This window comes from Shewanella sp. (assembly GCF_041630135.1).
Taxonomy (GTDB): Bacteria; Pseudomonadota; Gammaproteobacteria; order Enterobacterales; family Shewanellaceae; genus Shewanella.
Map to the genome: position 1 here is coordinate 1 of NZ_JBFKLW010000071.1, position 20235 is coordinate 20235.

Consider the following 20235-nt stretch of genomic DNA (forward strand, 5'->3'; position numbering starts at 1 on the left):
CCAGTTTGTGGGCAAGGTTTTCAAGCAGCAGATTAGCCAGCACCGGGTCTTTTATTTTTTCAATCAAGGCGATGGCCTGTTTGGCCAGGTTGCCTTTGTCGGTTCCGAATTTTTGCGACAGCGTTTCAAACAGATAATCTGTCAGCGACTGGGCATTCTGAACGCGCAGTTCGAAGGCGTCTTTACCTTCTTTACGGACTTGTGAGTCCGGATCTTCTCCCTGGGGGAGAAACATAAATTTTACATTGTCACCGGGTTTCAGCAGTGGCAGGGCAGTTTCCATCGCCCGCCAGGCAGCTTCACTACCAGCTCTGTCGCCGTCATAGCAACAGATGACTTCCTTGGCACTGCGAAGCAGCAATTGGAACTGCTCAGCTGTAGTGGAGGTGCCTAACGACGCTACGGCATAGTCGATACCGTATTGTGCAAGTGCCACCACATCCATGTAGCCTTCCACAATCATCACCCTTACGGGATCGCGATGTTTTTGCTTCAGCTCATAGAGGCCGTAAAGCTCCTGCCCCTTATGAAATATGGGCGTTTCCGGCGAATTCAAATATTTTGGTGTGCCGTCACCCAGCACTCGGCCGCCGAAGCCTATTACCCGTCCACGACGATCGCGGATAGGGAACATCAATCGATCGCGGAAACGATCGTAGCGTTTGCCACCGTCATTCTCGATAAGCATGCCGGCAGTGAGCAGTTTATCCTGAGCATCCTGGCTCTGGCGGTAGCGACCCAGTAAACCGTCCCAGCCATCGGGCGCAAAGCCGATGCCGAAACTGTCGATAACCTCTTTGGACAGACCGCGGAAAGCCAGATAATCTTCCACCTTCTGCTTGTCGGCATGTTGGCGAAGCTGTGTCTGGTAGTATCTGGCCGCTTCTTCCATCAGCTGGTATAAATCGCGGGCCAGTCCTTCATCCCGGCGCGGGCCGCTGCCCTGCTCTCGGGGGACTTCGAGCCCCAGCTGACCTGCCAAATCCTCAATGGCGTCGACAAAGTTCAGCCGGTCGTACTCCATAACGAAGTCGATGGCATTGCCGTGGGCGCCACAGCCAAAACAGTGATAGAACTGCTTATCTCTGCTGACGGTGAATGAGGGTGATTTTTCGCTGTGGAAGGGACAACAGGCAGAGTAATTCTTACCTGCTTTTTTGAGCGGCACTTTACGGTCGATAAGCTCGACTATGTCCGTTCTGGCTATCAGATCATTGATGAAATCACGAGGTATGGCCACGTTGCTTGCTTCAATTCCCCAAAAGCTCAGTTAAACAAACAAGCCGCGCAAATGCACGGCTTGTTCATACACATAAGTCGATTATTGCAGTTTGGCACGGATCTTCTGGCCTATGGCCCCCAGATCGGCACGTCCCTGAACTTTCGGCTTAAGTGCTCCCATTACTTTACCCATGTCCGCGATGGTGGCGGCTCCGACTTCGGCGATAGTCGCCTCAATCAACGAAGCAATTTCATCTTCGCTGAGTTGGGCAGGCAGGAAGGTTTCGATAACCGAAATTTCCGCCGCTTCGATCTCAGCCAGTTCGTTGCGACCCGCAGCCTCATATTGGGCAATTGAATCGCGACGTTGCTTTACCATCTTGGTCAGGACAGCCAGTACTTGGTCGTCATTCAGCGTTTCGCGTGTATCCACTTCGATCTGCTTGATGGCGGCCAGTGCCAGACGAATTGTACCGAGGCGAGCCTTGTCTTTGGCGACAAGGGCCTTTTTCATTTCGTCTTTAAGCTGCTCTGTCAGGTTCATAAGGGATTAGTATAAACGTACGCGACGTGCGTTTTCGCGAGAAAGCTTCTTGGCCAGACGCTTAACCGCAGCGGCCTTGGCGCGCTTACGGGCAGTAGTTGGCTTCTCGTAGAATTCACGAGCACGCACGTCGGCCAGGATACCTGCTTTTTCACAAGAGCGCTTGAAACGACGCAGAGCTACGTCGAATGGTTCATTTTCACGTACTTTAACGATTGGCATACGCCATCACCCCTTAGGTGTAAGTTGCATTGGATTGGTCATGCCCGTTTGGCCACAACTTCTCCAAGTAAGGATTAAAATGGTGCGGAATTTTAAACCGAACCTGCATTTAATGTAAAGCCCCAGTCCACTGAAAAAGGATCTGCAGAGGATCTGGGGCTCTGCTTTACTGGAGTAATACTAGCTTAGCGGGTAGAATTGTTCGCCCTTTTACGCGGAGGAAAATACGGAAAATGCGGGTTCTGGGAATCGAAACATCCTGTGACGAGACAGGTATTGCCATCTATGACGAAGAGAAGGGCCTGCTGTCGCACACTCTCTATAGCCAGGTGAAGTTGCACGCCGATTACGGTGGTGTTGTGCCTGAGCTTGCCTCCCGTGACCATGTTCGTAAGATAGTTCCGCTTATTCGCGAGGCATTGAAGAATGCTGATACCCGCATCGAAGATCTGGATGGGATCTGTTATACCAAAGGCCCCGGGCTGATTGGTGCTTTGTTGGTTGGAGCTTGCGTTGGGCGCTCGCTGGCGTTTTCCTGGAATTTGCCCGCGGTAGGTGTGCATCATATGGAAGGGCATCTGCTGGCACCCATGCTTGAAGAAGATGCTCCGGAATTTCCTTTTGTAGCTTTGCTGGTGTCCGGTGGGCACTCCATGCTGGTTAAGGTTGATGGCATTGGTCGTTATGAAGTATTGGGTGAGTCAATTGACGATGCAGCCGGTGAAGCCTTTGATAAGACCGCAAAGCTTATGGGGCTGGATTATCCCGGCGGTCCGCGGCTTGCCAAGCTGGCCGCATCCGGTCTGCCTGCCAACTACAAGTTCCCGCGCCCCATGACCGACAGACCCGGACTGGATTTCAGTTTCTCCGGTCTGAAGACCTTTGTTGCCAACACCATTGCCGCCGAGCCTGACGATGAGCAGACCCGCGCCAATATCGCCCGTGCCTTCGAAGAGGCCGTGGTGGATACCTTGTCTATCAAGTGTCGCCGCGCGCTCGAGCAAACCGGCTACAAGCGCCTTGTTATTGCCGGTGGCGTGAGTGCCAACGTGCGCTTGCGGGAAGGTCTTGGTGCTTTGATGGAAAAGCTCAATGGTAAGGTGTATTACCCTCGCGGTGAGTTTTGTACTGATAATGGTGCCATGATTGCTTATGCGGGATTGCAGCGTCTGAAAGCAGGTCAGCTTGAAGATTTGGCCGTCAAAGGTCAGCCGCGCTGGCCGCTTGATACCTTGTCGGCAGTGTAAGCTAATAGATGACATGACAAAAATGGCGCCCAACGGCGCCATTTTTGTTTATCTAATGAGTGGAACCATGCAAAAAGTCAGTCTTTCGGTTTTTTCTTTCGCGATACCTTGGACTCTTCGCCCTTCAGCAGACGATTGATATTGTCCTTATGGCGAATGAGGATCAGGGTCGAGAGCATGGCCACCGGTATGGTAAATCTGTCATCAAGCCACCAGGTGTATATTGGGGCAAGTAAAGCGGTAGCCAAAGCCGCCACCGATGAATAGCGGGTGGCCAGCATTGTCAATATCCAGGTAACAATCAGCAGTACAGTCAGATAGCCATCAATGGGGGCGATAGCCCCGTAAGCTGTGGCGACGCCCTTGCCACCTTTAAAGCCAAAAAAGACGGGGAAAATATGGCCCAGGCACGCGGCGATGGCAATGACACCAAGCCACACAGAATCTATGCCCAACTTAAAGCCGATGTATGCCGGAATTGCCCCCTTTAACATGTCAAATAACAGCACCATGGCAGCTGAGCTGGCACCGCCAATCCGCAGAACATTGGTGGCGCCGGGATTCCCTGAACCCTGTGTGCGGGGATCGGGCAAACCGCGTAGCTTACAAACCAGCACGGCACTGGAAACTGAGCCTGCCAGATAGGCGCACAGGATCATCAAAGCCGTTAATGCAATTTCGCTGGTCAAATTGGTTTCCTTACGCGTCTTAAGGTATTATCGCGGCCTGTCTTGGGATGGTGTGTAACCGCTAAAGACGGACTCGATTCATTATTGGGCATGCATGCCGGTAAATATTGATTCTTAAGGCGTTATCCTAACGCCCTTGGCGCCAATGAGAAAGAGTAATCCATCGATTGCCCCCATCGGCGGACGGATTATACCGGTAAAGCAGGCTCAAGCTTGTCAGACCTCAGGAAATACCATGGATAAAGTGCTGATCCGCGCCCTGCGTATCGATACTGTGATCGGTATCTACGATTGGGAAAAAGCCAAACAGCAAACCTTGCTGTTGGATTTGGATATGGCGTGGGACATAGCGCCCGCGGCAGCCACCGATGATTACAATCATGCCCTGTGCTATGAGACTGTCTCGAATCGTCTTACAGCTCTCATCACGGAAAAGCCCATTGAACTGATTGAGACGGTGGCCGAAATCACTGCACGCTGTGTGCTGGATGAGTTCAAGGTGTCCTGGGTGCGGGTGAGAGTGATGAAACCCGGCGCCGTGAAAGCGGCTGAAGCCGTTGGCGTAGAAATTGAGCGCCGCGCAGGAGAGCGCTGAGCATGGCCCGGATTTATATCAGCGTCGGCAGTAACATAGAGCCGGAAAAATACTTAAGAAACGCCCGTGAGGCCCTTGAGGCCCATCTCGGCGCCTTGTGTCTTTCTCCTGTGTATCAGTCGGAGGCCGTAGGCTTTGAGGGTGAGCATTTCCTCAATATGGTGATAGGCGCCGACACAGAGCTTGATGTAGCGGTTCTGGTAACGCTGTTTAAGCAAATTGAGCTGGATAATGGCCGTAAGCCCGGTGCCAAAAAATTCAGTGCGCGTACCCTGGATCTGGATTTGTTGCTTTATGGCGATCAGGTTTGCCAAGCGCCGGTCGAGCTGCCCAGAGCCGAAATTCTGCACAATGCGTTTGTTCTTTGGCCCCTTGCCGATATTGCGCCAGAAGAGGTGCATCCGCTTGCCGGTCATGATTACCAGTCCCTTTGGCAAGCTTTTAATAAACAAAGCCAGCGTCTGTGGCCGGTGGCATTCTCTTGGGACGCAGCGCCCGCTAAGTAAAGGAATATTATGGATACCTTGCAGGTCATTATTCTTGCCCTTATTCAGGGGTTGACCGAGTTTTTGCCGATTTCCAGCTCGGCACATCTTATTTTGCCGGCGCAGCTGTTTGGTTGGGAAGATCAGGGGCTGTCGTTTGATGTGGCGGTGCACATTGGCTCGCTGCTGGCAGTGGTGATTTATTTCCGCAAAGAAATTGTGGCCATGTTACAGGCCTGGCTCGCAAGCATCTTCAAGGGCAAGCAATGCGACGATAGTAAACTTGCCTGGTGGATTATTCTGGCCACTATTCCTGCGGTTGGGGTGGGATTTGCTGCAAAAGATTTGGTGGAAACTCATCTGCGGGGCCCCGGTGTGATTGCCATCACCACAGTGGTTTTTGGCCTGTTGCTGTGGTTTGCCGACCGCATAGCTAAAGATGAAATGACCGAATACCAAACCGGCTGGCGCAAGGCATTGCTGATTGGTATTGCTCAGGCTTTGGCTCTTATTCCGGGTACTTCCCGCAGCGGCATTACCATTACTGCTGCGCTGATGCTCGGCCTGAAACGTGAGGCTGCCGCCCGTTTTTCATTCCTGATGTCGATTCCGGTGATATTGGGGGCGGCACTGTTGATGACCAAAGACATCATCAGCGAAGGCCATGTGGTTGACTGGCATGCGTTGGGGTTGGGGGTGGTGCTGTCCTTTGTTGCGGCCTATACCTGTATTTATTTCTTCCTTAAAATTATCAGCCGTATGGGCATGACGCCCTTTGTGATTTATCGCCTTGCCCTGGGTGTGTTTCTCTGTGGATTTATTTTCCTGTAACAGAGAACTTGAGGGCCAAAGAGGCGGCCAGGCCGCCTTTTTTGTTAAGCGTTATGAGGAGTTCCCATGCAATTTCAGTGTCCACTTTGCCGCCAGCCGCTGCACGCCCATCAAGAGTCCAAGGGCTGGTATTGCGATGGAAAGCATCACTTTGACCGTCATGCCATCGGCTATTGGGACTTTTTTCCAGCCCGAAAACCGAAAAATGCCGAGAGTCGCGATACCCTCCGCGCCAGACAGTTCTTGTTGACCTCAGGTATTTATGGCGTCGCTATCGAAGCTCTGGCCCGTGTGGTAGGTCAGTTCTCGGCTACCGGAGAATTGCAGTGTATCCAGCAGGGGGCCGGTAACGCCTGGCTCGGAAAACAGTTGAAAGCAGTGCTGGATGAATTGGGTACTCAAGTGCAACTCTTTAGTCCATTGGAGGCGGAGAACGAAGCTTTTGCCGCTGCCAAGGCAGGCATGGAGGGTGTGTGTTTTACCTCGCTGAAGGGCTTGCCATTTGCGGATGCGTCGGCTGATATGCTGTGGTTGCTTGAAGCGCCATTAAAAGGCAAAGAGTGGCTTAGAGTGCTCAAGCCTGACGGGCTGTTACTGATGCTGGTGCCCGGTCCCCGCCACTTATGGCAATTGAGGGAATTTGTGTACCCCGGGCTGGAAGAAAAATCCTTTACGCTGGAACTGCCATCAACCCTTGAGATTTTGGAGCAGCAGCCGGTGTCCTGGTCTTTATCCATCCCTTCGCAGGATGCCCTGGTGCTGATGGATATGGCACCCTGGGCCTGGCGGGTAAAAGAAAGCGTAAGAAAGTCGATAGCCAAGACGAACTTCGATGCACTCGAGATGGATTTCAGGATTATTGTGGCCCGCAAAAAGGCCTGATGTTATTGCGAAGAATTATGTTGGGGCTGTGTTCTGCACGGTCCCATTTTTTTATGGCAAATTTTGGGCAAAAAAATACCGGCAACGCCCGAAAGCATTGCCGGTACCAACATAACATTACTTCTTGTAAGAAGAAGCTACGTTGTCCAGACGGTCGTTGGCGCGCTTGGCTTCGGCCTGTGCGTCCATTGCAGCAGCTTTGGCAGCTTTGGCATCTGCAGCGATCTGGCCTTGCTCAGACTTCAGAGCGCTCACGTCAGCAGACAGTTGGTCTACTTTGTTGCTCAGGTTAGCAACGCTTTCTTCCAGAGCGGTAGTGTTGGCACAGCCACCCAGCAGAGCAGTCATAGCAACACCGGCGATCAGCAGTACTTTTTTCATGAAAACATCCCTTAAGATAGGTTGGATTTTAACACCTCAGCTGCCTGGCAACTGAAGCTGGCTAATTATGTCATAGCCAAATTTTTTTGCTACGAATATTCATCAATTCGTTCATTTACCTTATCGAAAATTCAGTCGAATGCAAGTTTCAAGTCCCTATTTGATAAAGTATGAATTGAAATTTCACATCTGAGGGTCAAAATTTTTCACAGGTGAAGCTTTTGCATCAATTCGGAAAGAGTTTTTTATCGACGCTATTTGAGCTGTACGTTTTTCACTCAGCTTTTGTTTTATTTCTGAACCCTTAAAACCAGCATCAATAATTTCTTTTACATCCACTTTTATGGCGGCATTAAAACAGGCAGTCAGATAATTTTTTTGTGGATAATCCTGATGTTCAAAACCGGTTCTGCCTTTAATGTCAGCCTCACAGGCTAACAGGACCCATCCGAGCCTGTCCGGTTTACGCCACAAATCCAGCTTATCGAACAGTTTAAGTACGGTTTCGGGCCTGAGCTCGGTGGCATTGTGAATATTTTGATGCTCATCACTGACCCACAGAGCCAGATCCCGGTAGTCCCTCGGAACCCTTATACGTTCACACAGGGCTTTTATTGGCTTAAGCCCTTTTTGCCCGTGTCCGTGGTGTTTGGGCCAGTGTTCTTTGGGAGTGAGGGCTTTGCCCAGATCGTGCACCAGCGCAGCAAAGCGAACAGCCCGATTGGGGGTCAGTCTGGCTGCTTCTCTTAATACCATCAGGGTGTGAATGCCGGTATCTATTTCCGGATGCCACTTTTCGGGCTGAGGAACACCGAACAGGGCATCTATTTCGGGGAATAGCACTGCCAGTGCCCCGCATTCCCGAAGTACCTCAAAGAACACCTCCGGCCGCTCACAGCCAAGCACCTTGTCGAGCTCCTGCCATACCCGCTCGGCGGTCAGATGCAAAAGCTCACCGTTTTGGGCAAGTTCCCGCATCAGGGCCAGAGTCTCGGGTGCAACCGTAAAACCTTGTGGTGCGAAACGGGCTGCGAAGCGGGCAACCCGCAACACCCGCAGCGGGTCTTCTACAAAGGCTTCGGAAACGTGCCTTAGCTGACGCGCTTCAATGTCTGCCAAGCCGCCCCAGGGATCGTGGAGTGTGCCTTCATCATCTTTGGCGATGGCATTGATGGTCAGATCCCGGCGTTTCAGGTCCTGCTCCAGGGTTACATCCGGGCTTGCGTGACATTCAAAGCCGCCGTAGCCGCTTCCGGATTTGCGCTCAGTGCGGGCAAGGGCATATTCTTCCTGGGTTTCGGGGTGTAAAAATACCGGGAAATCACGCCCGACCTGACGAAACCCGGCAGCCAGCATTTCATCGATAGTGGCACCTACCACCATATAATCCCTGTCTTTCACCTCAAGGCCGAGCAAGTGGTCACGCACCGCGCCGCCAACCAGATATGTTTTCAATAGCTTGGTTCCATGGATAGCTTTGTTTTAGCTTAACACGCCAGCGGGGGCTTTCGTGATAGCCCCAATGCTCCCCGGCAGAGTTTTTGACTTTACCCCGCACTGGCATTACTTTGGCAGCACTGTGCGAACCGACAAAATTGCATTCATGGTGCGCAGGCAGTTTTTTTGGAGGAACAGCAAGGCATGTACAAGGCGTTTTATGGGCTCAAGGATAACCCGTTTTCCATCGCCCCCAACCCCAGCTACCTGTTTTTAAGTGACAGGCACAGAGAGGCATTGGCTCATCTGACCTACGGGCTTGGTGAAACCGGTGGTTTTGTGCTGCTTACCGGCGAAGTGGGGACAGGCAAAACCACGGTATCCCGCTGTTTATTGCGTCAATTGCCTGAGACTACAGATACTGCTTTTATTCTCAACCCAGCACTGACCGAGCTTGAATTGCTTGCGACTCTCTGCGATGAGCTGAAAATCCCCTATGGTGAATCCCCCAGCCTGAAGCAACTGACAGACCTTATCAGTGGCTTTTTGCTTAAAAACCACGATGCCGGTCGCAATACTGTGCTCATCATCGACGAGGCGCAGCATCTTAAGGCCGAGGTGCTGGAACAGCTTCGATTGCTCACTAATCTCGAAACCGATACCAAAAAGTTGCTGCAGGTGATTTTGATTGGTCAGCCGGAGCTGCAGCAATTGCTTAAGCGTCAGGAGCTCAGACAGCTTGCCCAGCGTATTACTGCCCGTTATCACCTGTTGCCATTGACCGCGCAGGAGGTAAGCCTTTATGTGCAACACAGGCTGCAGGTGGCGGGCCGCTTTGAGCCTTTGTTTAACGCCGGTGCCATAAAGGCGCTGCACGATGCCAGTGGTGGTATCCCGCGGATCATCAATTTATTGTGTGAGCGAGCCCTGATGGCGGGTTTCGCCCGCAGTCAGGTGCCAATCAATAAACAGATGGTGCGGCAGGCCGCAGTGGAAGTATTGGGGCTTGATGAGTCCAAACATCATTGGTTTGAGCGTCCGGCAGTGATTGGCGTGGCGGCCGTTATCACATTCGGCGTTGCACTTTATGGCTTTAACCGCTTGAGTGGCGTGCCGCTGGCCATATCGGCTGAGAATGGTGCTGTGAACATTGCTGCAGAGAATTCCCCGCCAACCGCTGCGGTTACAACTACAAGGGATACAGCCAATGCATCTGCCGTTTCTGAGTCCAATATTGAGCAAAATAGTGAGCCAGAGCTGCAGACTGTTGCGGCTGAGCCGTCAATTCAGACGCCTTCACCTGCAGAACCCCAAGCGATTGCGCGGGTAACAGATGCCGAAGCTGAGCAGCTGGCACTGGAAGCCCGCCAGGCAAAAGTGAGGGACAGGGTTCTCACGGAGGCGGTAGCCCAAAGCCGCAGGCTCGATACCGCTTTTGCTGCGCTCTTTGGTGCCTGGGGCCTGGCACCGGTGCAGCATCTCAGCCCTTGTGAGTCGGCTCGTGAGCAGGGACTGTCGTGCTTTCAGCAGCAGGGCACCTGGTTCAATCTGGTCAAGCTCAACTACCCGGCTGTTGCCTATATGATGGATGATGTCGGCAATGAGTTTTTTGCTACTGTCATTGAACGTGATGGTGATGAACTGCTGGTGCAATTAGCCGAGCAACAGCTTTGGGTTAATCGTGACTGGTTTAACCGCCACTTTACAGGAACCTTTGAATTATTGTGGCAGGCGCCATCCTACAGTCCACGGGAAATCAGCATTTCATCCCCTCAACCGGAAGTTCAGTGGCTTGAGAATGGTCTCGCACGGGTTGAAAACAGTGCTCCCCGGCTGTTATCTCAGTTTGATGCAGAGCTTGAAGAACGGCTTAAGATATTCCAGCGCCAACATGGGCTTAAGGCAGATGGTATTGCTGGCAGCCAGACATTGGCGCAGCTTAATCTCTATCTAAGCCAGGAAGGGCCGCGGTTGGTGCAGGGGGGACACTACTGATGTCCATTCTGCTCGATGCGGTAAGTCGCAGCAAACAACAACACGAAACTGAGTTTGATCCCATTTCAAGCCCACGCCCCTTGTATTCAGCACCTGTGAGTAACCGTCTGCCCGGCAAGAGGTTACTGTTGCCAGGAGCGCTGGCACTTGCAGTTGCGACGGCCTGGGGCGTCAATCATTGGCTGATGTCAGGTCAGATGACACCTTATGCCAAACCGGCAGCTACGCCACCGATAACACAGATGGCAGCCGTGCAAACAAGTTCTGTTCAGCCAGCCTCTGTGCAAGCCGCTCAGGTCCGGCCATCGGTTACATCTCAAACAACAGTGCAGCAAACCGATACCAGTACAGCGCAAGCCGGCTTTGCCGCCGACGGCGTTCGTCTGGCTGGAAAGTCGGCCTTGCCGGCACCCGTGAGTCTGGCACCCGCGACAAATTATACTGCTACTGCCAATGCTGGCAGCGGCCTTGAGGATCCCAATGCCGGACTCAGTTTTGAGATGGCGGAAGAAACCGCTGAAACAAGAGCTGCCCGGCTTGAGGCATTAATGGCTGGTGGAGTGACAGACGATCAACGTCGCGCTTTTGATGAGGTGATGCAGGTGGAAGAGTCCCGCCCACGGCAGGTGCTTACCCAAAGGCAAACAGCCACTCCGCCAAGAGAGCAGGGCGTGGCAGCATTGCAGGCTGAGGTAGATAAGGCTGCGGCTGAGCTAGGGCTGCATCGTGTTGAGCCTGTTGCACCTGCGCGCAGTCAAACCCAGAAGCAAGTTGAACCTCTTAGCGGCGATGCCCTGGTGCAGGCGTTTGAAGCGGCGCTTAAAGAAGTGGAGTTCACTGAGTCCATTAACCAGGATGTAACCCCAGAGCCCCTGTCCACCATCCCCAGTAACTCAGATTATCCGCGTTATGGGGACTTACCTGCAGGGCTGCAACTGATGGTGCCTGAGTTCAATATCATGGCTCATGTGTATTCCAATGATCCAGCGCAGCGTTGGCTCAATGTAGATGGTACCGAACTGCAGGAAGGCGACAGTATTCAGGGAAAGTTACGGATTGTTGAAATTCGTCCAAGAGATGTGGTGCTGGATATTGATGGCACCGCTTTCAAGGTGCCAGCGATTTAAGCGGTGTTGAGTGTGCTTAAAAATGCACTCAATGGAAAGTAAAAAGGCGCCTGGGGCGCCTTTTTACTTTCCGGCTTGTTGCAACCGGCTTAGCCGTAAAAGTGGTACGCAATCAGCAGTGTCAGACCATAGCCGACAACGTAAGACAGCAGCAGTGAAGGTACATACTTGAGGTAGGTAACAAAGGTCAGTTCTTTTACTTTGCTCATGGCGATAATGCCTGCGGCCGAGCCTATCACCAGCAGCGAACCACCCACACCCACAGCGTAAGTCAATCCCAGCCATTCAGGGGTGGTTAACACTGGCTCTGCCTTCAGCAGTGCTGCGGTTAAGGGGACGTTATCGAGAATGGCCGAACCCATACCTGTGACAAAGTTGGAGATATTAGGGTCGTACATGGCATACACCTGAGTCAGTAACTCCAGAGTGCCAATTTCTTTAAGCATACCTACCAGCAGCAGGATCCCGAGGAAGAAGAGCAGGGTGTCGTATTCCACCTGACGAATATACTCGAGGATTTTGGTTTCTTCTTTGTCTGAGCGGATAGTGTGACCGACCAGAAACATGACCGACAGCCCCGTGAGGAAGGTCAGAACCGGAGGGATACCAAACAACACGTTAAACACCATGGTCATGATAATGGTGGTAAAGAAAATCAGCGCAATGGCGATGTCCACCCGTTGATACGCACGTTTGATAGGTGTGGTGCTCACTTCACCCTTGGCGTTCATCGAAAACAATATTGCCAGCAGGAATACACTTGCCGCAGCAGGAATAAACAGGATTAGCAGTTCAGAGATATGCACATGGCCTGAAAGGAAAATCATCAGGGTGGTCACATCGCCCGTGATAAGGGCAACCCCACCTGAGTTCACCGCAAAGATAATCAATACTGCCATGCGGCGCCGCATTTGCTTATCCAGTTTGAAGGTGGTGAGCAGGCCGAGGGATACCAGGGTTGCGGTGACGTTATCACAGAAGGCAGACAGTACCAGAGAGAAAAAGGCAACCTGGATCATCAACATCCGCACAGACACCCGCTGCGGAAAAATTTTCTGCACCATAATCTGGATCATGCCTTTGGCGTTGAGGTAGGCAACAAAGGTCATGGTGGACATTAAAAACAACCATAATGTCGCGATTTCCAGCAAGTTTTCGTTGAGCTCATGAGCAACCAATTCGGTATGCTCACCACCTCCGGCGGCCATAAACAGCACCACCCATGACACACAACCCAAAAACAATGTGGTTTTGGCTTTGTTGAGGTGGGTAACCTCTTCAAAGATGATACTGAGCAACGCCAGTATCGCCAGAATGATCAAAAAGGTATGGAGCATAACGCACATCCTGCTGCAGATAGGGGGGTTATTGTGCCCAATAAACAGGCTTGATGCGGGTTTAAATCAAGGAATGATTAAGCCCGCTATGCTAGCAACATCATGGGCGAGCGGATCAGACCATAATGGCAGCGAGAACGCAACAGTTAGTCTCTACGCAATTAGTTGAAAGATTGTGACCGGAGTCATACAAAATCGGTGTGTGAGCAGAATAAAAAACTGTTGGTAGTGACTAATTCAGATAATTGAGTTGGTTTGGAAACCCGACATAGATTCACTCGGGTAGTTATGCTGTCACCAGCAGTTTCAAAAAAAACTGTTCTTTTTGTCAGGGCTGACTTTTGGGTTTTCATGCGGTAAAAAGGGCTTGTAAGCAGTAGCCCATATTAAAGCGAAAACCAAAAAAATTGATAAGACTACAGCCACAAAAAGGACGCCCTCGGGCGTCCTTTTTGTGGCTTGTTCAGTGGTGATGCTATTACTTCATCTTGGCCAGAACGCGATCTGCAGCAGCCAGGGTTTCGGCAATTTCCTTGTCACTGTGAGCCATGGACAGGAAGCCTGCCTCATAAGCACTTGGAGCCAGATACACACCTTCATCCAGCATGCCGTGGTAGAAGGCGCGGAAGTGATCCATGTTGCAGCGGGTCACCTGGTCGAAACGGGTGATGTGCTGCTCGTCGGTGAAGAAGAAGCCGAACATGCCGCCAACGTAGTTGATGGCCATCGGGATACCGTGCTTGTCGGCAGCGGCCTTGAAGCCTTCGGCGATGCGCTTGGTCTTGGCGGCCAGTTCTTCATAAAGGCCATCAGCGCACAGGGCGTCGAGCTGCGCCAGACCGGCAGTCATGGCAATCGGGTTGCCCGACAGGGTACCGGCCTGATACACAGGGCCTGCCGGTGCCAGATACTGCATCACGTCTTTTTTGCCGCCAAAGGCGCCAACGGGCATACCGCCGCCGATGACCTTACCCAGGGTGGTGAGATCCGGGGTCACGCCATAGTGACCCTGGGCACCGCTTCTGGACACACGGAAGCCGGTCATTACTTCATCGATGATAAACAGGGCACCGTACTTGTCACAGAGGGCGCGCAGGCCTTCCAGGAAGCCAGGCACTGGTGGAATACAGTTCATGTTGCCGGCAACCGGCTCGATGATGATACAGGCGATGTCTTCAGGATACTGGTCGAAGAATGACTGTACTGACTCAAGGTCGTTATACACAGCGGTGAGCGTGTGCTTGGCGAAGTCTTCCGGAATGCCCGGTGAGCTTGGCTGACCCAGAGTCAGGGCGCCTGAGCCTGCTTTTACCAGCAGACAGTCGGCGTGGCCGTGGTAGCAGCCTTCAAACTTAAGGATTTTGTCGCGCTTGGTGTAACCGCGGGCCAGACGGATGGCGCTCATGGTGGCTTCGGTGCCAGAACTCACCATACGTACCTGATCCATCGAAGGCACCATCTCGATAACCTTTTCGGCCATGATGACTTCAAGTTCAGTCGGCGCGCCGAAAGACAGGCCGTTGTGAACGGCTTTGAGCACGGCTTCGCGGATAGCAGGGTGGTTGTGGCCGAGGATCATCGGGCCCCATGAACCCACGTAATCGATATAGGCCTTACCGTCAGCATCATAGATGTATGCGCCGTCGGCTTTTTCGATAAAGCGAGGGGTACCGCCCACGCCATTGAAGGCGCGCACCGGTGAGTTTACGCCACCGGGAATGGTTTTCTTAGCCTGTTCAAACAAGGTTTCAGAACGGGTCATGTATCAATCCTTTAAGTCAGTGGCCGACCCTTAGAAGTCAGCCTTGCGTGAATACCAGTTAACCGGACACTCGTATTTTTCCAATTGGTCATCGACCCCAAGTGTCAGGGCAAACAGCGCCATGCGAATGAGCAGCCCGTTGTCGGCCTGGCGGAAAATGGCCAGATTCGGGTGGCTGTTCAGGTCATTGTCCAGCTCGTTGGCCTGGGCACGGGAGTCCCGGGGGAGTGGATGCATGATAACCGTATTGGATTTACAGTGCTGGGTGTAGATGCTGCGGTTGAGGCGAAACTTGCCACGATACTTGTTGGCTTCTTCCTGTGAGGGGAAGCGCTCTTCCTGAATGCGGGTCAGGTACAGAATATCGGCCTGGTCCAGATTGCCTTCCAGCTGATCGGTTATTGTGACCTTGTGACCGGCATTTTCAATGTCGGCTATCACATAATCGGGCATTGCCAGCTCTTTGGGCGAAATCAGAGTAAAGCTGACGTTCTTGTACAGGCACAACAGGCGTGACAGGGAATGCACTGTGCGGCCAAACTTAAGGTCACCTACCATGGCAATGTGCATGCCATCAACGCCCATACCGGCGTGGCTCAGTTCTTTCTGGATAGTAAACAAGTCCAGCAGTGCCTGGGTTGGGTGCTCGTTGGGGCCGTCGCCGCCGTTTATTACCGGCACGCGGCTGCCTTCAGCAAATTCACGCACCGAGTAGGCATCGGGGTGACGCATCGCAATTACATCTGAGTAAGTCGACAGAACCCTTGCTGTGTCGTACAGCGACTCGCCCTTGGATAAAGACGAAGATGCCATGCCCACAGTTTCAGCGACACGCCCACCCAGCAGGTTGAAGGCGCAGCCAAAGCTGACCCTGGTACGGGTGCTGGGCTCGAAAAACAGGTTGCCCAAAATCGCGCCATCCAGCACACGGGTACGCTTTTCCCGCAACGCATAGGGCGTCATACGCTCGGCAACACTGAAAATGGTTTGAATCGAATCCAGATCGAACTGGTTTACGGAGAGGATGTGAGATCCCTTGAACTGAGTCATCAGCCGGCTTTCCAATTGCTGTGGATCGGAGTGCTTGAAGGCAATTCCGACCCTGTGATTATGTAGGGTTTGGCTGAGGCGCAACTATAGCAGAAGGGCGCACGCTTTTAAATGGCAGTGGCTAAATTACCTCGCAGGTATCACACCTGGCCAGAGCGAATTTCCTGTTGCAGCTTGGCCCAGCTGATAACACCGACTAAATGTTCACGATGGTTTTGATATATATAGACTTCGCCAGTTCTTTTCGGGGAAAGCAATTCGTAGACTTCATTGAGGGTGGCGGTATCGGGAAGCCCCATCATGGGCTGGCGCGATAGTGTGGTGCTGTCCTCAAAGGACTGCATTTCGAGCCGCAGCATCTGAATTTCGCCGTCATCATTTGTCACCATCACCGGACGTCCCTGAGCCCGTTTCATGACCTCAAGCAGCAGCTCATCGTCATTTTTGACCACCACAAAGCGCCTGTCCATCAGGGCGCGCACGCCGGTTTTTTGTAACCCCTGATTCACCGGCGGCACCTTGTAGCCTAGTCCCATGATATCCAGTTGGCGGAACAATACCGACTCGGTTTGAAACCACTGATAAGCCACCAAAAATGCCGGAATGGTCACGAACATGGCTGGCAGGATTATCGAGGCATCGTTGGTCATTTCCAGTAACGCGACTAAGGCAGCCAGTGGTGCGCTGAGGCACACCCCCATCATGGCAGTCATGCCGATCACAGTGTAGAGCCCCACATAAGGTGCAATCGATGGGAACAGCATGGCGCTGATGAGTGCCAGAATACCGCCAAGAAGAGCACCTATACCGTAGAGCGGACCAATCAAACCACCGGGAACCCCCAGGCCAATAGCGGCTATGGTGGCTGCCATTTTGCCAATCAGCACCGCTATCAGCAGCAATAGCCCCGGGTTGTCGGCAATCACGGCATTAATGGCCAAATCGCCTGAGCCCAAGGCCTGAGGCAGGGCAATACCTATGATAGTGGTGATGCTGCCCGCCAGCAGCAACCGCACTATCAAGGGCCAATGCTGCCCTGTGGCCGTGACTTTCAGTAAGGTCCAGTTAAATGCCGCAGCGGCAAGTCCAAGTCCTAACCCGCCCAGCGCCAATAATGGATAGTGATCCAGCGGAATATGGATAACCTGAATGCTGTCGTACTCATGCACATTACCGAATACCAGCTGACTGGATACTGCACCACAAATAGCGGAGATCATGATGGGGAAGAAGTAATGAATTTTGTATTCCCGCACTACCACTTCGAAGACAAATACCACCGCAGCCAACGGCGCATTGAAGGTTGCCGCGATACCGGCGGCAATGCCACTGGCGCACATGATGCGGACGCTGTTATCGGGAAGTTTGAACTTTTCGGCCAGCACGCTGGCGCTTACGGCGCCCAGGTGGATAGCCGGGCCTTCACGGCCGACGGAAAAATTGGTGGCCAGGGCAAACAGAGCCTGAAAGAACTGACCGGGAGCAGATTGCAGTGGGATTTTGCCATAATGTAACTTAAAACGATGCAATACATAGGCAATGCCCATACGGCGATAGCGTTTGGAGCCCAGGGTGGCTACCAGCCAGATCAGCAGTGCTCCCAGCAGCGGCAGCAGCGCTCGCCAGTCGTAGACCACGGCATTGATGTCCAGATCCCCGACACCTGTGTAATGGTTCGCCCCTTCCAGCATTAATCGGAATACGATGATCACCAGTGAAGCTATGACAGCGAAGCAAAGTGCCAGGGCACAGAGTTGCAGGCTGATCCGTGCCTGGGACAGCTTGTCTCGGAGTTCATTGTTAACGTACTTATGGGTGAGGCGGCGCATCACCTCGAGCCGGGTCTTGATCTTCATGCCTGCCTTGGGGCTTCAGGCGCTGGCCTTTGCCCTGCCTTAGCTGCTATTCTGCCCCGTCTCCGGACGCTTCCGGAGTCTGTGTGTTTCACTAAGAGGCTGTTATTCAATGGTGAATTATCAACGTTGGCTCGATCGGCTGCAAGTGATGGAGCGCAAATTCCGTCCTTCGAGCTGGTATTTAGGTTTGTTGATGCTGGTCGCTTTTTTGCTTGGCGCCCTCAGTTACCATCTTACGCTGTCGCTGGATCAGCCTGTACTCAATTTGGGTGGTGGTAAAAGTAAGCAGTTGGCTGAGCAGTTGAACAAACAAAATCAGTTGTTGGCAAGCCGCAATCTGGAGTTAGCGGTAGAAAAAGAAGCCAACAGCCAGATGCAGGCCATGTTTGCTGAGCAGGCTGCGAAACAGCGGGAGCTTGAGCGTGAGTTGGCATTTTACAGGGCTGTCATGATGCCCAATGAAAACGCCGAAGGTGTGACTATTCACGGTATGGAATTACTGCCCGCCATCCAGGATGGTCAGCAGCGGATTAAGGTCGTGCTTACCCAGCTGCAAAAACGGCGGCAAAACATCAAAGGAAAGCTGGAGTTGACCTTAACCGGACTGGTGGACAATCAACCGTCCAACCTGGCGCTGGAAGATATTGGTGGGCAATTGGAACCTTTTGATTTCCGTTATTTCCAGGTGCTGGAGACGCCAGTGAATTTGCCGGAAGGCTTTCAGCTGACGGGTATCAAGGCCAAATTGAAAGTCACCAAGGGGCGCTATAATAAGGCGGCGCAGGCCGAGCAGGAGTTTACCTTGCCAATGCTTACTGGCGAGACAAAAGAGCCCGGTATAATACTTGAACAAAATAGTCAGGTAACGGATAATTCCGAGCAGCAATCTGAAGTACGAGGTAGTAATGACTGAACAAGCTGACGTAGCCATGCCCATCTCTTTCACCGATGCGGCCGCTGCCAAGGTTAAGGCCCTTCTCGATGAAGAGCAGAACGAAGCCCTGAAACTGCGAGTGTATGTTACGGGTGGCGGTTGCTCTGGCTTCCAATATGGTTTCACCTTTGATGAGAAAGTGAACGACGGCGACTTTACTGTTGAGAAGCAGGGCGTGCAGCTGGTGGTCGACCCCATGAGCCTGCAATACCTGATGGGTGGCGAAGTGGACTACACCTCAGGCCTGGAAGGTTCACGCTTTTTTGTGAAAAATCCCAACGCGACCACCACTTGTGGTTGTGGTGCCAGCTTCTCTGTGTAAATACAGCAAAAGCAAATATAAAAAAACCGCCTCAGGGCGGTTTTTTTATATTTGGTGCAAAGGAAATTATTGTTGAGGCCAGTTTAGCTCATCAGGTTAAAATTCTGCGCCCGGTTAAAGAATTTCCCCACCTTGGGAGTAAACACCAACCATACCTGCAGCGCACAAAAGCCAATCAGCACTGCAAAAATCGCGTAGTCGGAGGCTTCAAAGGGCAAACCCGCCACATTTAAGGTGTTGGGGCCTGTGGCAACGTCTTCACCCTGATCCAGAATGAACGGCAACAGACTTACCATTCCCAGCTGTACCAGGGTGTAGCCACGCAAAAACCACAAACCTGCCTTCTGGCGAGCAAAGACAGCCAGAACCATCAGCAGGGTAAGCAGACAAAAGAGCACGCCCTGTTTGGCGACCAGACCACTGACGGCTGCAGCAACATACAGCAACATCAAGACCATCAGGCGTTTTGGCATTGGACTATTGGCAGGCTTGTCGGTCATCTTGGCTCCGTATTAGTGGCGGGTCTTTGGCTTCAGGCGGCTTTCAAGTTCCCATGGAGGAACGACAACACCCAAATCGTCCTGTACCGGAAATACGGCAACCAAGAGTTCGTCGTCTTCCATGCCGGTTACCCAACGCTCCAGCCATTCGTCAAGAGGGATGGCTAAGGGCTCACAGTCTTTCCACTCATCTACAGCCCAAAGAGCCGCAGCTTCTTCCGTTGGCCACATGGGAATGCAATCCTCATCTTCAGTGGTCAACATGACACAGCCGTCTACATCCTGCAGGGTCCAGATTTCCTGATTGGCTTTGACCTGCTCGACAAGATAGTCATATCGCGTGTCTGGATTCATGGCGGTGATTTGCGCCAGCGTTTTTTTGCTCATTGGAATTACTCTCACTAGGGGGATATGCCCTGAACCTGCTCCGGTCTTGAGGTCTGAGGTTGTCAGAGCCTCCAGGGGCATCTTATGGCGGCATGGTATCACTTGTGTGGTGTATGCAAAAGAGCAGTCATTGAGTCTATTGAGAGTAAAATGAAGGCTTTGTTATGTTGCGCGCTTATCTATTTATAATGCTTAATACCTTTAAATTCAGGCTGTTGCGCCAGTTTTTGATGGCTGGAGCCGCAATATCTCAGGAGGTTGAACATCGGGATTGAAGGTTTTTTATGACAGGGAACAGGGACAGGAACAGACAGTATTGCGTATTGGCAGTGGGGGGAGGAATGCCTTGTAATAAGGCATCCCAACAATTACATCCGCCATCAGATCTTTTATGAAGCTTAATCCTGGCAGGAGCGCGCCCCTCATGCGGC

General features: G+C 52.3%; 21 protein-coding genes. 9 read left to right on the forward strand and 12 right to left on the reverse strand.

The genetic code is table 11. From position 1 onward, the window contains the following. The 3 genes from dnaG to rpsU form a co-directional block, all read right to left on the reverse strand. The coding region (gene dnaG, locus ABYK60_RS15960; RefSeq protein WP_372873012.1) for a DNA primase at positions 1–1240 on the reverse strand (1240 nt) is incomplete at its 3' end. Between the two features lie 81 nt (positions 1241–1321). Continuing rightward, positions 1322–1765 carry a GatB/YqeY domain-containing protein gene (locus ABYK60_RS15965; protein WP_372873013.1) on the reverse strand — a complete coding sequence of 148 codons (444 nt, stop codon included), beginning with the start codon at positions 1763–1765 and terminating at the stop codon, positions 1322–1324. Positions 1766–1771: 6 nt separating this feature from the next. Beyond that, positions 1772–1987, reverse strand: coding sequence for a 30S ribosomal protein S21 (rpsU, locus tag ABYK60_RS15970; protein WP_011758943.1), 216 nt, complete (start codon positions 1985–1987; stop codon positions 1772–1774). Between the two features lie 233 nt (positions 1988–2220). On the opposite strand from rpsU, the gene tsaD reads away from it, so the two are divergent. Then, positions 2221–3234, forward strand: a complete 1014-nt coding sequence (gene tsaD, locus ABYK60_RS15975) for a tRNA (adenosine(37)-N6)-threonylcarbamoyltransferase complex transferase subunit TsaD (protein ID WP_372873014.1) — start codon at positions 2221–2223, stop codon at positions 3232–3234. 77 nt (positions 3235–3311) lie between these two features. On the opposite strand, the gene plsY is transcribed toward tsaD, so the two are convergent. Continuing rightward, complete coding sequence (gene plsY, locus ABYK60_RS15980) at positions 3312–3893, reverse strand: glycerol-3-phosphate 1-O-acyltransferase PlsY (protein ID WP_372873028.1); 582 nt, start codon at positions 3891–3893, stop codon at positions 3312–3314. A 265-nt stretch (positions 3894–4158) separates the two neighbouring features. Between plsY and folB the strand changes: the two genes are divergently transcribed. The 4 genes from folB (at position 4159) to ABYK60_RS16000 (ending at position 6716) form a co-directional block, all read left to right on the forward strand. Then, positions 4159–4518, forward strand: a complete 360-nt coding sequence (gene folB / locus ABYK60_RS15985) for a dihydroneopterin aldolase (protein WP_372873015.1) — start codon at positions 4159–4161, stop codon at positions 4516–4518. A gap of 2 nt (positions 4519–4520) precedes the next feature. After that, positions 4521–5024 (forward strand): 2-amino-4-hydroxy-6-hydroxymethyldihydropteridine diphosphokinase, encoded by a 504-nt coding sequence (gene folK, locus ABYK60_RS15990; protein WP_372873016.1) that lies wholly within the window; start codon positions 4521–4523, stop codon positions 5022–5024. 9 nt (positions 5025–5033) lie between these two features. Further along, positions 5034–5834 (forward strand): undecaprenyl-diphosphate phosphatase, encoded by an 801-nt coding sequence (locus ABYK60_RS15995; RefSeq protein WP_372873017.1) that lies wholly within the window; start codon positions 5034–5036, stop codon positions 5832–5834. A gap of 66 nt (positions 5835–5900) precedes the next feature. After that, complete coding sequence (locus ABYK60_RS16000) at positions 5901–6716, forward strand: putative RNA methyltransferase (protein WP_372873018.1); 816 nt, start codon at positions 5901–5903, stop codon at positions 6714–6716. 117 nt (positions 6717–6833) lie between these two features. On the opposite strand, the gene ABYK60_RS16005 is transcribed toward ABYK60_RS16000, so the two are convergent. Together ABYK60_RS16005 and ABYK60_RS16010 are read right to left on the reverse strand one after the other, a co-directional pair. After that, entirely contained in the window at positions 6834–7097 is a 264-nt protein-coding gene (locus ABYK60_RS16005) for an Lpp/OprI family alanine-zipper lipoprotein (RefSeq protein WP_011758950.1), read from the reverse strand. Between the two features lie 183 nt (positions 7098–7280). Next, a complete protein-coding gene (locus ABYK60_RS16010; protein WP_372873019.1) occupies positions 7281–8552 on the reverse strand; it encodes a multifunctional CCA addition/repair protein in 1272 nt (423 codons plus the stop codon). 186 nt (positions 8553–8738) lie between these two features. Here ABYK60_RS16010 and ABYK60_RS16015 point away from each other — a divergent pair, with 186 nt between their 5' ends. After that, positions 8739–10529 carry an ExeA family protein gene (locus ABYK60_RS16015; protein WP_372873029.1) on the forward strand — a complete coding sequence of 597 codons (1791 nt, stop codon included), beginning with the start codon at positions 8739–8741 and terminating at the stop codon, positions 10527–10529. Next, entirely contained in the window at positions 10529–11656 is a 1128-nt protein-coding gene (locus ABYK60_RS16020) for a general secretion pathway protein GspB (RefSeq protein WP_372873020.1), read from the forward strand. Before ABYK60_RS16015 ends, ABYK60_RS16020 begins: the two co-directional genes overlap by 1 nt. Positions 11657–11745: 89 nt before the next feature. Here ABYK60_RS16020 and nhaD read toward each other — a convergent pair whose 3' ends face one another. From nhaD to ABYK60_RS16040, 4 genes are all read right to left on the reverse strand, one after another. After that, on the reverse strand, positions 11746–12993 hold the full coding sequence (gene nhaD / locus ABYK60_RS16025) for a sodium:proton antiporter NhaD (RefSeq protein ID WP_372873021.1): 1248 nt from the start codon (positions 12991–12993) through the stop codon (positions 11746–11748). A 478-nt stretch (positions 12994–13471) separates the two neighbouring features. Next, a complete protein-coding gene (hemL, locus tag ABYK60_RS16030) occupies positions 13472–14755 on the reverse strand; it encodes a glutamate-1-semialdehyde 2,1-aminomutase (protein WP_372873022.1) in 1284 nt (427 codons plus the stop codon). Between the two features lie 30 nt (positions 14756–14785). Next, positions 14786–15805 (reverse strand): aspartate carbamoyltransferase, encoded by a 1020-nt coding sequence (locus ABYK60_RS16035; protein ID WP_372873023.1) that lies wholly within the window; start codon positions 15803–15805, stop codon positions 14786–14788. A 140-nt stretch (positions 15806–15945) separates the two neighbouring features. Next, a complete protein-coding gene (locus ABYK60_RS16040; protein ID WP_372873024.1) occupies positions 15946–17661 on the reverse strand; it encodes a chloride channel protein in 1716 nt (571 codons plus the stop codon). Positions 17662–17770: 109 nt separating this feature from the next. On the opposite strand from ABYK60_RS16040, the gene ABYK60_RS16045 reads away from it, so the two are divergent. Both ABYK60_RS16045 and erpA read left to right on the forward strand, forming a co-directional pair. Continuing rightward, positions 17771–18574 carry a DUF6776 family protein gene (locus tag ABYK60_RS16045; protein ID WP_372873025.1) on the forward strand — a complete coding sequence of 268 codons (804 nt, stop codon included), beginning with the start codon at positions 17771–17773 and terminating at the stop codon, positions 18572–18574. Beyond that, on the forward strand, positions 18567–18917 hold the full coding sequence (gene erpA, locus ABYK60_RS16050; RefSeq protein ID WP_220066934.1) for an iron-sulfur cluster insertion protein ErpA: 351 nt from the start codon (positions 18567–18569) through the stop codon (positions 18915–18917). The genes ABYK60_RS16045 and erpA overlap by 8 nt, the downstream gene beginning before the upstream one ends. A gap of 83 nt (positions 18918–19000) precedes the next feature. On the opposite strand, the gene ABYK60_RS16055 is transcribed toward erpA, so the two are convergent. Continuing rightward, the gene (locus ABYK60_RS16055; RefSeq protein ID WP_372873026.1) at positions 19001–19417 is read right to left on the reverse strand and encodes a hypothetical protein; all 417 of its coding nucleotides are present in this window, start codon (positions 19415–19417) and stop codon (positions 19001–19003) included. Positions 19418–19429: 12 nt separating this feature from the next. Further along, complete coding sequence (locus tag ABYK60_RS16060; RefSeq protein WP_372873027.1) at positions 19430–19804, reverse strand: DUF2750 domain-containing protein; 375 nt, start codon at positions 19802–19804, stop codon at positions 19430–19432. Between the last annotated feature and the right edge of the window lie 431 nt (positions 19805–20235).

Coding starts and splice junctions, on each gene's coding strand:
- rpsU (WP_011758943.1), bottom strand. CDS start 1,987: ATGCCAATCGTTAAAGTACGTGAAAATGAACCATTCGACGTAGCTCTG.
- folB (WP_372873015.1), top strand. CDS start 4,159: ATGGATAAAGTGCTGATCCGCGCCCTGCGTATCGATACTGTGATCGGT.
- erpA (WP_220066934.1), top strand. CDS start 18,567: ATGACTGAACAAGCTGACGTAGCCATGCCCATCTCTTTCACCGATGCG.
- ABYK60_RS16040 (WP_372873024.1), bottom strand. CDS start 17,661: ATGAAGATCAAGACCCGGCTCGAGGTGATGCGCCGCCTCACCCATAAG.
- ABYK60_RS16045 (WP_372873025.1), top strand. CDS start 17,771: ATGGTGAATTATCAACGTTGGCTCGATCGGCTGCAAGTGATGGAGCGC.
- plsY (WP_372873028.1), bottom strand. CDS start 3,893: ATGATCCTGTGCGCCTATCTGGCAGGCTCAGTTTCCAGTGCCGTGCTG.
- hemL (WP_372873022.1), bottom strand. CDS start 14,755: ATGACCCGTTCTGAAACCTTGTTTGAACAGGCTAAGAAAACCATTCCC.
- folK (WP_372873016.1), top strand. CDS start 4,521: ATGGCCCGGATTTATATCAGCGTCGGCAGTAACATAGAGCCGGAAAAA.
- ABYK60_RS16055 (WP_372873026.1), bottom strand. CDS start 19,417: ATGACCGACAAGCCTGCCAATAGTCCAATGCCAAAACGCCTGATGGTC.
- ABYK60_RS16020 (WP_372873020.1), top strand. CDS start 10,529: ATGTCCATTCTGCTCGATGCGGTAAGTCGCAGCAAACAACAACACGAA.
- tsaD (WP_372873014.1), top strand. CDS start 2,221: ATGCGGGTTCTGGGAATCGAAACATCCTGTGACGAGACAGGTATTGCC.
- ABYK60_RS16035 (WP_372873023.1), bottom strand. CDS start 15,805: ATGACTCAGTTCAAGGGATCTCACATCCTCTCCGTAAACCAGTTCGAT.
- nhaD (WP_372873021.1), bottom strand. CDS start 12,993: ATGCTCCATACCTTTTTGATCATTCTGGCGATACTGGCGTTGCTCAGT.
- ABYK60_RS16005 (WP_011758950.1), bottom strand. CDS start 7,097: ATGAAAAAAGTACTGCTGATCGCCGGTGTTGCTATGACTGCTCTGCTG.
- ABYK60_RS16060 (WP_372873027.1), bottom strand. CDS start 19,804: ATGAGCAAAAAAACGCTGGCGCAAATCACCGCCATGAATCCAGACACG.
- ABYK60_RS15965 (WP_372873013.1), bottom strand. CDS start 1,765: ATGAACCTGACAGAGCAGCTTAAAGACGAAATGAAAAAGGCCCTTGTC.
- ABYK60_RS16015 (WP_372873029.1), top strand. CDS start 8,739: ATGTACAAGGCGTTTTATGGGCTCAAGGATAACCCGTTTTCCATCGCC.
- ABYK60_RS16000 (WP_372873018.1), top strand. CDS start 5,901: ATGCAATTTCAGTGTCCACTTTGCCGCCAGCCGCTGCACGCCCATCAA.
- ABYK60_RS15995 (WP_372873017.1), top strand. CDS start 5,034: ATGGATACCTTGCAGGTCATTATTCTTGCCCTTATTCAGGGGTTGACC.